A 12,703-nucleotide genomic window follows, 5' to 3' on the forward strand; every position below is an offset into this window, starting at 1 on the left:
AGCAGCTCGCCGGGGGGTGTGACAAGGGTTTCCCGATGATTGGTTTAGACCTCTTGCGCCAAGTGGTCGAACCCCGGGCCGAGCGGCCCACGGATGGCCCGTGGGCGGCGGGGGAACGGCGGCCTCACTCCGCCCGCACCGGGGTGAAGACCGCCGCACGACCCGTGGCGCCGTCCGTCGCGTCCAGGACGTACGCCTGCGCGTCGCCCACGTGGAAGTACATCCCGTGCAGCTCCAGCGACCCCTCCGCGACCCGCTTCGCCACGCACTCGTGCGCCCGCAGGTGCTGGATCTGCTGGACGACGTTCGTCAGGCACAGCGCCTCCACCTCGTCGCCGACCGGCCGGTCGGCGAGGCGGGGCTCCGTTTCGCCCCGGGCGGCGAAGCGGTCGAGACTCGGCCGCCCGTGCCGGAGCCAGCGCGCCAGCGACTCGGGCAGGGCGTCGGGGGCGCTCCCCCCGGTGTGCAGCGCCTGCATGGCACCGCACCCGGAGTGGCCGCACACCGTGATGGAACCGACGCGCAGGACGTGCACCGCGTACTCGATGGCGGCGGCCACCGAGTCGTCGCCCCGCTCGGCCCCCGGTTCCGCCGGCAGCGGTACCAGGTTCCCGACGTTGCGCACGGTGAACAGGTCCCCCGGGCCGCTCGACGTGATCATGCTGGTGACGAGGCGCGAGTCGGCGCAGGTGAGGAAGAGGTGCGACGGCTTCTGCCCGTCCCGCGCGAGCCGGGCCAGCTCCTCGCGGACGAGCGGTGCCGTCGTCCGCTGGAAGTTCCGCACCCCGCCGACCAGTTGTCCGCGCCGCTCCGGCTGCTCGCTCCCGGAGGTGTTCTCCGTGTCGGGGCGGGTGCACTGGTGGTTCCGCCACGGCGTCCACGGCGTGCAGTGGTGCACGGCCGACGGCTCGGCGATGCGTGCTCCGGCCCGGCCCGCGAGGCGCACGGTGCCGCCGTGCGCCTCGTGCGCCGCGCGCCAGTCCTGCAGGGTCTCGTACGCGGCGTGGTCCATGAACGAGCCGTCCAGCTCCACCACGACCGGGCTGCCGGCGGGGACCTGGTTGAGCGCCCGGCTCAGCCGGGGCACCGCGAGGAAGGTGAGCTGGCCGCGCACGGTGATCCGGTGCACGCCCTCGTCGGCGCCGCCCCCGGCCTCCGGGCCGAGGGCGGTGGCGGACGTCACCGTGTGCACGACACGGGTGTGCGCCAGCCGGTGCAGGGCGACGGCGACGGCCACGGCGATGCCGATCCCCACCCCCTCCAGCACGCCGAGCAGCACCACGCCCGCCGCCGTCGGGATGTAGACGACCACCTCGCGGTGCCGGGTGACCGTGCGGATGTGCGTGATGTTCACCATCTGCACCCCGACGACCATGACCAGCGCGGCCAGGGAGGCGAGCGGGATCAGCTCCAGGACGCCGACCAGCAGGACGGTGGCCAGGGCCAGCCAGCAGCCGTGCCAGATGGCGGAGTTGCGGCTGACGGCTCCGGACCGGACGTTGGCCGAGCTGCGCACGGCGACACCGGTGACGGGGAGACCCCCCAGGGCGCCGGAGACCATGTTCGCCGCGCCCTGGCCGCGCAGCTCGCGGTCGAGGTCGGCACGGGGGACGGGGACCTCGCCGGTCCGCTTGGCCCGTGCGGCGGCCAGCTTGTCGATGGCGCAGGCCGACAGCAGTGACTCCACGCTCGCCACCAGCATCACCGTGAGGACGGCGGCGATCAGGCCCAGTACCGGGCCCTCGGGCAGGCCCGGCAGTGCGTGGCTGCTCCAGGACGGCAGGTCCACCCGGGGCAGCTGGAAGGCGGCGAGCGCGGCCAGGCCCGTCGACAGGACCACGGCGGCGAGCGGCCCCGGCACGACGCGCAGCGCCGCGCCGAACCGGCCGCGCAGCCGGGGCCAGAGCAGGAGGACGGCCACGGTGAGCGCGCTCACCGACAGCGCCGCCGGGTGCGGGTCGGACAACTGCTGCGGCAGTTCGCGGACGTTGGCGACGACGGAGCTCTCGGGGCTGCCGCCGAGCACGATGTGCAGCTGGGCGATGGCGATGGTCACGCCGATACCGGCCAGCATGCCGTGCACGATCGCGGGGCTGACCATGAGCGCGGACCGGGCGACCCGCAGGTGGGCCAGGGCGAACTGGGTGAGCCCGGCGAGCACGGTGATCGCGCACGTCGTCCGCCAGCCGTAGACCTGGATCAGCTCGGCGGTGACGACCGTCAGCCCGGCCGCCGGGCCGCTGACCTGCAACGGCGCGCCGCCCAGCCGTCCGACGACGATGCCGCCGACGGCGGCGGCCACCAGGCCCGCCTGGAGGGGGGCGCCGGTGGCCAGCGCGATGCCGAGGGACAGCGGCAGCGCCACCAGGAAGACGGTGATGGACGCCGACAGGTCGGCCCGGTGCCGCTGTCGCGGCCCGGGGGCCGTGGCGGCGGTGGGCGGGGGGTCGGGCGGCGGTGCGGTGAGCGCTCCGGTGCCGGGCGTGGGGGTGCGGTCGGACATCGATCCCTCTCCGTCTTCGGTCGCGGCGGCGCGCCGGGTGCCCGTCAGCGGGCAGCCGGTCGTGCGGCACAGACGTGGGTCACGGTGCGTGCTGGATTGGCTACTGCCAAGGTTTCGTAAACGAAGCGTAATGCCGGGTAAAGAGCCGTGGAAGCGAGCACGGGCGTTCGGCCGTCGCTTTCCCTCGCAAGGGTGAAGAGTCCTCGCTAAGTCGGTTTGTCATACCGGCGTAATAAGTCACATTGTGCGATTTTCGGTTCACGCGGTGTGGAGGTCCGCGCCGGACCGGAGCGCACCGCGACAGGACGTCGATGTGACGAGGTGACCGATGGCGGGCGTTCGTGGCCGTCGCGGCGGAGCCGTGGCGATGATGGCGATGACGGTGCTGGTGGCGGGCTGCGGAAGCGGCACGACCGACGAGACCGGCGAGTTGAGCGGCAAGAGCCGCACGGAGAAGCAGGCGAACGAGAAGCAGCTGCCCCGGATCATCGGGGACGGCTCGACGTCCTTCACGGGAGCCCAGCCCCACCAGCCCGAGGTGGCGCGGCTGAAGCCCGGGGAGCGACCGCCCCAGTTCGTGGTCTTCTCGTGGGACGGGGCCGGGGAGGACGACAAGAAGCTGTTCTCACACTTCCGCGAGGTCGGCCGGAAGTACGACGCGCACATGACGTACTTCCTCAGCGGCATCTACCTGTTGCCGGAGGACGAGGCCCCGCGCTACCGGCCGCCGGGGCGCGCGCCCGGCGCGTCCGACATCGGCTACCTCAAGGACGAGAACGTCCGGGCCACGCTGGAACAGATCCGCGGTGCCTGGCTCGACGGCAGCGAGATCGGCACCCACTACAACGGTCACTTCTGCGGCCCCACCGGGGTCGACACGTGGTCGAAGGCGGACTGGCGGAGCGAGATCCGACAGGCCAAGTGGTTCGTCAAGAACTGGCGCACCACGACGGGCTGGCAGGACGTCGAGGCGCTGCCCTTCGACTACGAGCGGGAGCTCATCGGCGGCCGTACCCCCTGCCTGGAGGGGCGGGAGAAGCTCGTCGAGGCCGCCCGCGAGGCCGGCTTCCGCTACGACTCCAGCGGCATCGGACGCCAGGTCTGGCCGCAGCGGGCCGGCGGCCTGTGGGACATCCCGCTCCAGCTCGTCCCCATGCCCGGGCGCGAGTTCGAAACGCTGTCCATGGACTACAACTTCATGGTCAACCAGTCCGGGCCCGGCAGCGGCGACCCCGCCAAGCGCCCGCACTGGCGGCGGCAGATGCGTGACGGTCTGCTCCAGGGCTTCGAGCGGGCCCACGACGGCAACCGGGCGCCGCTCATCATCGGCAACCACTTCAACAACTGGAACGGCGGCATCTACATGGAGGCCGTCGAGGACGTCATCAGCACGGTGTGCGTGAAGGACGACGTGCGCTGCGTGTCCTTCGAGCAGCTCGTCGACTGGCTCGACGCCCAGGACCCCGCCGTGCTGGAACAGCTCCGCACGCTCGGCGTGGGTGAGGCTCCGACGCAGGGGTGGAAGGCGTTCATGACGCCGATCGCGGCCCCGGACGAGGACACCCCGGGGACGCGGAAGTCCTGACGGACGGGCCGCTCCGCGCGTCACCGCCCCACCGCCCCCGCCGCGTCCTGCGGTGGGGGCGGGCGCCGGACGGGGGACGGCCGGAACGCCGTCCCCGGCGCGTCAGGCGGGCTGCGCGGTCGTCGTCAGCGAGCCCTCGCGCAGGACGAAACCGGGGTCGACCTGCTCCGCGAGATCGACTCCCGCCCGCGCGTTGCCCCAGCTCTCGGCGTTGCGCAGGTGGAAGTGGACCATCTGGCGGGTGTAGCGCTCCCAGTCGCGGCGTGCGTAGGCCGCGTCGGCCGTCCCGAGGAGGGTGTCCAGCGCCTCCCGGTTGACCTCCTCCAGCGCGGAGAGCGGCTGCTGCCGTCCCTTCTCCATCGCCCGCACCCACCCGGAGTGACCGACCGTCACGAGCAGGTCGTCCCCCACCTCGTCCCGGAGGAAGGCCAGGTCGTCCGGCCCCTGCACCTTGTTCCCGACGACCTTCAGCGCGACGCCGTAGTCCCGCGCGTAGCTGCGGTACTGCCGGTACACCGCGACGCCCTTGCGGGTCGGTTCGGCGACGAGGAACGTCATGTCGAAGCGGGTGAACAGGCCCGAGGCGAAGGAGTCCGAACCGGCCGTCATGTCGACGACGACGAACTCGTCGCGCCCGTCCACCAGGTGGTTGAGGCAGAGCTCCACCGCCCCGACCTTGGAGTGGTAGCAGGCCACGCCGAGGTCGGCCTCGGTGAACGGGCCCGTGACCAGCAGCCGGACCGTGCCGCCCGCCCCGCCGTCCAGCACGACCTCACGGGCGCAGGCGTCATAGACGGGGTTGTCCTCGGTGACGCGCAGCAGCCGTGAACCCGCACCCGGGGGCGTCGTCTTGATCATCGACTGCGCGTCGGCGATCCGGGGGTTCGAGCCGCGCAGGTAGTCCTTGATGAGCGGCAGCCGGGCACCCATGGCGGGCAGGGCCGCGGCCTCGTCCTCGGGGAGACCGAGAGCGGCGCCGAGGTGCTGGTTGATGTCGGCGTCCACGGCGACGACCGGCGTGTGCCGGGCGGCGAGGTGGCGGATGAAGAGGGAGGACAGCGTCGTCTTGCCGCTGCCGCCCTTCCCAACGAAAGCGATCTTCATGTTCAATAGACTAGGCCGCGCGGCCGGGCCGCACGGGAAAGCGGGTGATCGAGTGAACAAGACCACTCGAACGTGGGCCGTGGGCGCCGGACGCGGTGCGTAGGGTCGTGCCCATGATTACGAAGCCTGACGCGCTGGCCCCGCTCGGCGCGCTGCCCGGCGTCGACGACTCCGTCGAGGCGATGCGCAAGGCCGTGGACCGCGTCTACGGGCACCGGGTCATGCGGCGCCGCAGCGCCGAGGTCACCTCCGAGGCGGTGCTGCGCGGCGCGCGCGCCTCGGCGGCCCTGGCCGGAGCCGACTGGGCGCTCGAAGAGGTGCGCCGCCGTACCGACTTCAGCGGTGACCCGCAGGCGCGGACGGTCGGCGCGGCCCTGCGGGTCACCGCCGAGGCGGGCCACCTGCTCTCCGTCTGGCGCCAGTCCCCGCTGCGCGTGCTGGCCCGGCTCCACCTCGTCGCGGCGGGCGGGACGGACTCCGAGGAGACCGTCGGGCGTCCCCGGCTGGCGGGCGAGGCCGTCGACGAACCGGCCGTGACCGCGCCGCTGCCGGACGCCGAGGAGGTGGCCGCACGCCTCGACGGGCTGGCGCGGGTCGTCGTGACCGGATCCTCAGCCCCCGCGCTGGTGACCGCCGCCGTGGTGCACGGCGAACTGCTGGCGCTGCGGCCCTTCGTCTCGCACAACGCCCTGGTCGCGCGCGCGGCGGAACGTGTCGTCCTGGTCGGCAGCGGGCTGGACCCGAAGTCGATCTGCCCGGCGGAGGTCGGCCACGCCGAAGCCGGGCCCGACGCCTACCGCGAGGCCCTGGACGGATACCTGGCCGGGACGCCCGCCGGCATGGCCGCGTGGATCGCGCACTGCGGTCGCGCGGCGGAGCTCGGAGCCCGCGAGTCGACCGCGGTGTGCGAGGCCCTCCAGCGCGGCGCGGCGTGAGCGGATGCCGGAAACGCGCCCTTCCGGAGGTTGAACCGGAAAGTAAAGTTCCTTGCCTCGGCTTCCGCTTCGTCCGCTTCGGGGGTACAAAGGACTTACGGCCCGCGAGACCAACGGCATCCGAGACGGATCACCGTACGCATCACGGCCCCACGGACCGAGCATGAACATCGGGAACCCACGCGACGCCGACCCGTCGATTACGGGCCTACCGCACCAGGGACGGGCGAAGACTCCGCCCTGAGCGGCTACTCGAGCACGCACTGGTACCCCGGTGGACATGCCAGCGGCGGCACGGCTCCACGGAGTGGTGCCGCCGCACACCTGTGTCCGGGCCCGTCCGTCAGGGTCGGGCGCGCAGTCGCGTGCGCCGTCGGCTGGAGTACCAGACCAGCCCGGCCGTGGCCGCGGCCGCGCCCACCGCGGCGGCGGCCAGCAGCGGCGGGGGCGGCATCGAGAGCGCCGGCAGCCGCTGCTTGAGCCGCACCGGACGGGTGAAGGTGAGGACCGGCCAGTCGCGGGCGGCGGCCTCGCGGCGGAGAGCCCGGTCCGGGTTCACCGCGTGCGGGTGGCCGACGGCCTCCAGCATCGGCACGTCGGTTCCGGAGTCGGAGTAGGCGTAGCAGCGGGAGAGGTCGTAGCCCTCCGATTCCGCCAGTGCCGCGAGGGCGTCCGCCTTGGCCGGGCCGTAGGCGTAGTACGCGACCTCGCCCGTGTAGCGGCCCTCGTCGACGACCATCCGCGTGGCGATGACGCGGTCCGCCCCGAGCAGCTCACCGATGGGCTCGACGACCTCGGCCCCCGAGGTCGAGACGATGACCACGTCCCGGCCCGCGAGGTGGTGTTCCTCGATCAGGGACGCGGCCTCGTCGTAGATGATCGGGTCGATGAGGTCGTGCAGGGTTTCGGCGACGATCTCCTTGACCTGCTCCACGTTCCAGCCGCGGCAGAGGGCGGACAGATACTCCCGCATCCGCTCGATCTGGTCGTGATCGGCCCGGCCGATCGACAGGATGAACTGTGAGTACGCGGTGCGCAGGACGGCGCGGCGATTCATCAGGCCACCCCGGTAGAAGGACTTACCGAAGGTAAGCGTGCTGGACTTCGCAATGACCGTCTTGTCCAGGTCGAAGAAGGCGGCGGTGCGCGGCGGCGGGGCGTTTTCCACATGGAGAGGATAAGGCCCGCCATTCGGCGTAAGCTGTGGCGCGTGGGTTTGCCTGAGAGGGCTCTCGGGTACACCATGGAAGTCACGGATCGTTCGCGACCGTGCTAACCCGGTTCGACTCCTCCCCCCCCGAGTCGACCGAGGAAGACGACCCCCGCTCTCCCCCCCGGCGGGGGTCGTCGCATGTCCGGGGGCGTTTTCGCGTGCTGCCACGGGCCTGCTGCGGCTCGGTGCCGCCTGCGGTCGTCATCACGTCGAGGCTGCCGTCACCCGTCAAACACGTAACCGAACGTAATCGTCAATGTGCGTTCCGGTTGCCACTGAGACGAGTGGCGAAGTTATTCACAACCGTTGAGTTCTCCACAGATTTGGACCAAGATCCCCGGAATTCTCCAAGGTTCTGCACGGTGATTGCGCACGGCCTCCGCGGGTGTTCGCGGATGCGAGAGTGCGAAGCCGGAAGGAGAAGGCCCGATGGCCGAATCCCGTGTGGAACCGATCCTGATCGTCTCTGAGAACGCACAGCTTCTCGACGACCTGCTGCGCCTGTGCGCCGCGGCCGGGGCTGAAGCGGAAGTGGCGCACGGTGCACCCGTGAACGAAGAGGCATGGCGCGCCGCGCCTCTCGTCCTCGTCGGCGACGACCGCGCCGAGCGGCTGCGCTCGCCCGGCGGGCGCCCACCGCGCCGCCCGGGCGTCCTGCTCGTCAGTCACGACCCGAAGGACCGGGGCGTGTGGGAGCGAGGCGTCGGGGCCGGTGCGGAGCAGGTGGTCTTCCTGCCCGACTCCGAAGCCTGGCTGGCGGGTCGTATCGCCGACGCCACCGAGGGCACGGCCGAGCCGGCCCTCACCCTCGGAGTCGTCGGCGGCCGGGGCGGCGCGGGTGCGTCCACCCTGGCCTGCGCCCTGGCCGTGACGGCCGCCCGGGCCGGCGTCCGCGCCGTCCTGGTCGACGCGGACCCCCTCGGGGGCGGCCTCGACGTGCTGCTCGGCGGGGAGACGGCGGACGGGTCGCGCTGGCCCGCGTTCAGCCGGTCGCGCGGCCGGGTCGGCGCCGTCGCGCTGGAGGAGTCCCTGCCGATGCTGCACGGCGTGCGCGTCCTCAGCCAGGGACGGGATGACGGCGGCGGCACGGAAGCGAGCGCACCGCACCCCGAGGCCCTGCGATCCGACGCCCTGCGTTCCGTCCTGGCCGCCGCGCGGCGGCCAGGCGGCGTGGTCGTCGTGGATCTTCCACGGCACATCGACGACACCACCGCGGAAGCGCTCGCCCAACTCGACATGGGCCTGCTGGTCGTCCCCGCCGAGCTGCGCGCCGTCGCCGCCTCCGGGCGGGTGGCCGCACAGTTCGCCGCGGCACTGACCGATCTGCGCGCGCTCGTGCTCCGCCCCGCCACCTCGGGATTGGACGGCTGCGAGGTCGCCCGGCTGCTGCGGCTTCCCCTGGTCGGCGAGCTGAGCGCCGAGAACGGGCTGCCCCTCGCGGTCGAGCGCGGCATCCCACCCGGCGTCACCCCCGGCCCTCTGGCCCGCTTCTGCGCCGCCTTCTGGGAGCACGCCCTCCCGGCCCGACCGCTGGGGGGCGTGGCGGCATGACGACGCACGCCCTTCCCACCACGCCGCAGCGGGCACGGCCCGACGGCGCGTCACCCGAGCTCCTCGACGCCGTGCGGACGCGGCTCGCCGCCTCCGGCGCCGAGCCCAGCCCCGCCGCCGTGGCGGCCGCTCTCCGCGCACAGGGGCGGCTGCTGGGGGACAGCGCCGTTCTCGGGGTGGTCACCGCCCTGCGCTCGGAGCTGATCGGCAGCGGCCCGCTCGAACCGCTCCTCGCCGATCCCGCCGTCACCGATGTCCTGGTCAACGGACCCGACACGGTCTGGGTCGACCGGGGGAGCGGCCTGGAGCGCACGACCGTGCGCTTCCCGGACGCCGCCGCAGTCCGGCGACTGGCCCAGCGGCTCGCCTCGGCCGCCGGCCGTCGGTTGGACGACGCCCGGCCCTGGGCCGACGCCCGGCTGCCCGACGGGACACGGCTCCACGCCGTCCTGCCGCCCGTCGCCGTCGACGCGCCCTGTCTCTCCCTCCGGGTCGTCCGGCCACGGGCGTTCTCCCTGAGCGAGCTGGTCACCGCCGGCACGCTGCCACCGGGGGGTGACGGGCTGCTGCGCGCGGTGCTCGACGCCCGCCTGTCGTTCCTCGTCTCCGGGGGCACCGGTACCGGCAAGACGACCCTCCTGAGCGCGCTGCTCGGGCTGGTCGGCCACGGGGAACGCATCGTCCTCGCCGAGGACTCGGCGGAGCTGCGCCCCGACCACCCCCACGTCGTGCGGCTGGAGGCCCGCCCGGCCAACCAGGAGGGAGCGGGACGGGTGGACCTGCGGGACCTCGTCCGTCAGGCCCTGCGGATGCGGCCCGACCGCCTGGTCGTCGGCGAAGTCCGGGGCGGTGAGGTGCTCGATCTCCTCGCCGCACTGAACACCGGCCATGAAGGAGCCGCGTGCACCTTCTCCGAACTAACCCATGGTCCTGGTCTGCAACCAGTCGCTACTGTGTGTCGATGCAAGCGAAGAGGGCCATCGAAGTCCTGACAGAACTCAGGGAAGAAGCTGACCGGCGAGGGGTGGAACTCCGGCCCGCCGGTGAATTCTCGTCCTGGAAGGGTCGGGTTAGGTCGACTCTTATCCGGTCACTCGGCAAAGACCATCACTTGCTGACGGACTTCGAGAACATCAAGTATTCACTGATGGCATTCTCCACGGGAACGTCCGATTCATCTTTCGAACGCGCCTTTCTGGGCGGCTTGCGAAAGGCTGGAGGCGTCATCGAGGCCGCCATCTTCGAGCTGCGAGAAGCCGGGACGAGCGATGATGCAGCAGACGAGACTGCATTCGATCCCGACTTGTGGTCTCACGTCCAGGCTCACGTTCATAACGAGGACTGGCAGACGGTTGCCAGCCAGACGGCCATCTTTGTGGAGGATTGCGTTCGAAAGTGGTGCGGAAACCCGCGCGGCAACAATGGGCAGACATTGGTTGGCAAGGGTCTCTTTGCCGCAGTCTTCGCGACCGATGCCCAATTTCGCCTCGGAAAGGAACCCGGCGAGTGGGAGGGATGGCGAGGGCTCGGCATGGGATTTGCTCAAGCGTTGAGCAACGTCGACCGCCACAACATCCAAAAACGTGATGACGCCAAGCGATATGCGTTTGGAGTACTTGGGGTAGGGAGCCTGATCCTAACCCAGCTTCGCTACCAATATAGCGACGACCTGCATAAAGAGTAGAGATGGGGGCGGAGTCTCAGCTCCGCCCGCTCTTTTAGGACGCGACGTGGCGTCACCGCTGCAGCGGGCAGCTCGATGATGACGCTTCGCGGTCACGAGGGCTCCTGCTGCGTGCCGACCGTAGTAGTGCGGGCAACGATTTCCCGGAAGGTAGGGATTCCCAGATCGATGGCCTCCTGCTTCCGAGCAATCTGCGCATCAAGTTGGGCGAGTTTCTCCTCAGCGTGAGTGAGACTGCTCTGCAGTCCCTCGATTTCGCCGAGCCAGCCTTCACGTTCGGCTTCCTGAATCCGGGCTTGGAGGTTGTCACGAATCTCGACCATTCGCGGCCTTTCCGTCGCGTGCACGATCAGGACTGGGCAGCGGACACAAGCGTGTTCATGAGCGCAATCGGTGCCGTAGGCGCGACCGCAGTCACCCATGGCTAGTTTGCGACGTTCGAAGTGCCCAAGGAACTCGTCCCATTCCTCCGGCGTGACCGTGCGATATTCCTCGACCGGCCTCAGGGCCCGACGACGGGCAATGAACGCCCGATGGGCCTCGATGGCGTCCGCAGGATAGATCGCGGCGTATCCCATCGTAGTTCCGATGTGTTCATGGCCTGCAATCACTTGTGCAATATGAGGAGGCAGGCCGTTAAGGATGGAGTCCGTGATGAAGATCCTGCGGAAGTCATGGGGCTGGAACGTCAATGGCTTGCCGAGGCTGTCGAGAAGCCCTGTCGCCGCCAGAGTCTGATGGATTGCATCGCGGAAGAAGCGTGGTGACAACCGATGATGTTCTCCTGCCTGGCTCTCCTGGAACAGCAGGGGCATCGGCGAGTTCCAGGTCCGCTCATGCCAGTCGTAGCTCGGAATCACAGGCACCTTCCCGTCAGCGTCGCGGACCCGGGATACGACTGTGCTCAGCACATCGGCCAGCTCCGGGGTGACCAGGAGGAGGCGTTCCTGATCACTCTTCGACGGCGCGATCTGCAGAAGCGGGACGACCTGTCCTGTGGTGGGGAGGGTGTAGCTAATGATGCTGTGATGTCCCAGCTCCAAGAGCTCTTCGATGCGGATACCCGTGTGCCGCAATGTCTCGATGCCCGCCCACGCCCAGAACGCAAGCCGCTCCTCTGCGCCAAAGTCACGCGCGGCACCCTGGTCGTCCCAGGCCCGGGTCGGTCGGCCGCTGACGCGGACGGTCGTGCGCGGGACTGTGAACGTCTCGCCAAAGACCGTGAACGTCGTCCCGAGAGGGGCCTCGTTGAGCGCGTCGAGGCGGGCCTGGGCCTCCTTGAGGCGGCGCTCGGCAACCTTGACGAGTATCGGCACGGCCGGTAGTCGTTCTCGGGTGCGCTGGTCCATGCGGGACTTCCGCTGACGGTCTGCTTTTTTGACTACGATCTCGGCCGCGCTGATCGGGCAAGGAGCGACCCAGCCGGCCCACTTCTCGGGTTCCTCAAGAGCCCACTGCGCAAGGTCCAAATAGAAGGCCCGCACCTGTGTCTTTACGGCCACGGCGCTTTTGCGCGGCTCGGTGGTTTCCACCACGGAACCGTCTGGCTGGCGTTTGCGTACGACTTTCGTGGCCAGTCGGGCCTTCCAAGCCGTACTGACCTCAGCCGACAAATGCAGGGAGCTGATTCCCGGGTGATGGTGTTCGAGATCTGCCCAGAATCGCAGGGCAAGCGTGGCCGACAGCGCCTTCACCGTTCCGTAGTCAACGGCCGGAGACCGCTCCAGCAGATAGGCCACGATGGCGTCGCGGACTGGTCGGCACTTCAGGTGATAGCGGTCCACGAGTTGCTCCGGGTGGACTTGCCCACTCCGGTATGTGATGCGGCGCAAGGTTGGGGGCGCGTCCGCAGGAAGATTCCCCAGCTCACGGAGCCATTCATATACCGTTAGGATTCGAATGGTTTCTCTGCTGTCGGATATCCGAAGCCACAACAATAGATCCCCGACGGTAATGTCCCGGACGCCGCCGCCTTGCGCGACGATGATCTCGGCGATCAACTTTAGAGCTTTGGATCCGTTCTTGCTTGACACCACGTCAGCTGGCAGCAACGCCTTCAAGTAGGCGAAACCATCGGGATCACGGGAAACCTCGATGGCCGGCCGCAGATGCCTGGACAACACACCGT

Annotated in this window: 8 protein-coding genes and 1 pseudogene; 5 read left to right on the forward strand and 4 right to left on the reverse strand. The window is 70.2% G+C overall.

The features are described 5' to 3' along the window. Positions 1-124: 124 nt before the first annotated feature. A complete protein-coding gene (locus IF129_RS11010) occupies positions 125-2,503 on the reverse strand; it encodes a SulP family inorganic anion transporter (RefSeq protein WP_191209381.1) in 2,379 nt (792 codons plus the stop codon). A gap of 328 nt (positions 2,504-2,831) precedes the next feature. Here IF129_RS11010 and IF129_RS11015 point away from each other — a divergent pair, with 328 nt between their 5' ends. Further along, positions 2,832-4,088, forward strand: a complete 1,257-nt coding sequence (locus tag IF129_RS11015; RefSeq protein WP_191209382.1) for a polysaccharide deacetylase family protein — start codon at positions 2,832-2,834, stop codon at positions 4,086-4,088. Between the two features lie 102 nt (positions 4,089-4,190). Here the strand turns inward: IF129_RS11015 and IF129_RS11020 are convergent, their stop codons facing one another. After that, the gene (locus IF129_RS11020) at positions 4,191-5,192 is read right to left on the reverse strand and encodes an ATP-binding protein (protein WP_191209383.1); all 1,002 of its coding nucleotides are present in this window, start codon (positions 5,190-5,192) and stop codon (positions 4,191-4,193) included. Between the two features lie 113 nt (positions 5,193-5,305). Here IF129_RS11020 and IF129_RS11025 point away from each other — a divergent pair, with 113 nt between their 5' ends. Then, positions 5,306-6,127: a Fic family protein gene (locus IF129_RS11025; RefSeq protein ID WP_191209384.1), complete on the forward strand. Its 822-nt coding sequence runs from the start codon at positions 5,306-5,308 to the stop codon at positions 6,125-6,127. A 343-nt stretch (positions 6,128-6,470) separates the two neighbouring features. Here the strand turns inward: IF129_RS11025 and IF129_RS11030 are convergent, their stop codons facing one another. After that, positions 6,471-7,295: an HAD family hydrolase gene (locus IF129_RS11030; RefSeq protein ID WP_191209385.1), complete on the reverse strand. Its 825-nt coding sequence runs from the start codon at positions 7,293-7,295 to the stop codon at positions 6,471-6,473. Positions 7,296-7,769: 474 nt separating this feature from the next. Here IF129_RS11030 and ssd point away from each other — a divergent pair, with 474 nt between their 5' ends. The 3 genes and pseudogenes from ssd to IF129_RS11045 all read left to right on the forward strand — a co-directional run bounded on the left by ssd (position 7,770) and on the right by IF129_RS11045 (position 10,575). Then, on the forward strand, positions 7,770-8,891 hold the full coding sequence (ssd, locus tag IF129_RS11035; protein ID WP_191209386.1) for a septum site-determining protein Ssd: 1,122 nt from the start codon (positions 7,770-7,772) through the stop codon (positions 8,889-8,891). Continuing rightward, positions 8,888-9,799, forward strand: a pseudogene (locus tag IF129_RS11040) (TadA family conjugal transfer-associated ATPase); the annotation flags it as partial. The gene ssd and the pseudogene IF129_RS11040, both read left to right, overlap by 4 nt. 203 nt (positions 9,800-10,002) lie before the next feature. Then, positions 10,003-10,575, forward strand: coding sequence for a TIGR02391 family protein (locus tag IF129_RS11045; protein ID WP_224754743.1), 573 nt, complete (start codon positions 10,003-10,005; stop codon positions 10,573-10,575). A gap of 92 nt (positions 10,576-10,667) precedes the next feature. Here IF129_RS11045 and IF129_RS11050 read toward each other — a convergent pair whose 3' ends face one another. Next, positions 10,668-12,698, reverse strand: a complete 2,031-nt coding sequence (locus tag IF129_RS11050) for a tyrosine-type recombinase/integrase (protein ID WP_318153686.1) — start codon at positions 12,696-12,698, stop codon at positions 10,668-10,670. Between the last annotated feature and the right edge of the window lie 5 nt (positions 12,699-12,703).

Source organism: Streptomyces chumphonensis (assembly GCF_014779715.1).
Taxonomy (GTDB): Bacteria; Actinomycetota; Actinomycetes; order Streptomycetales; family Streptomycetaceae; genus Streptomyces; species Streptomyces chumphonensis.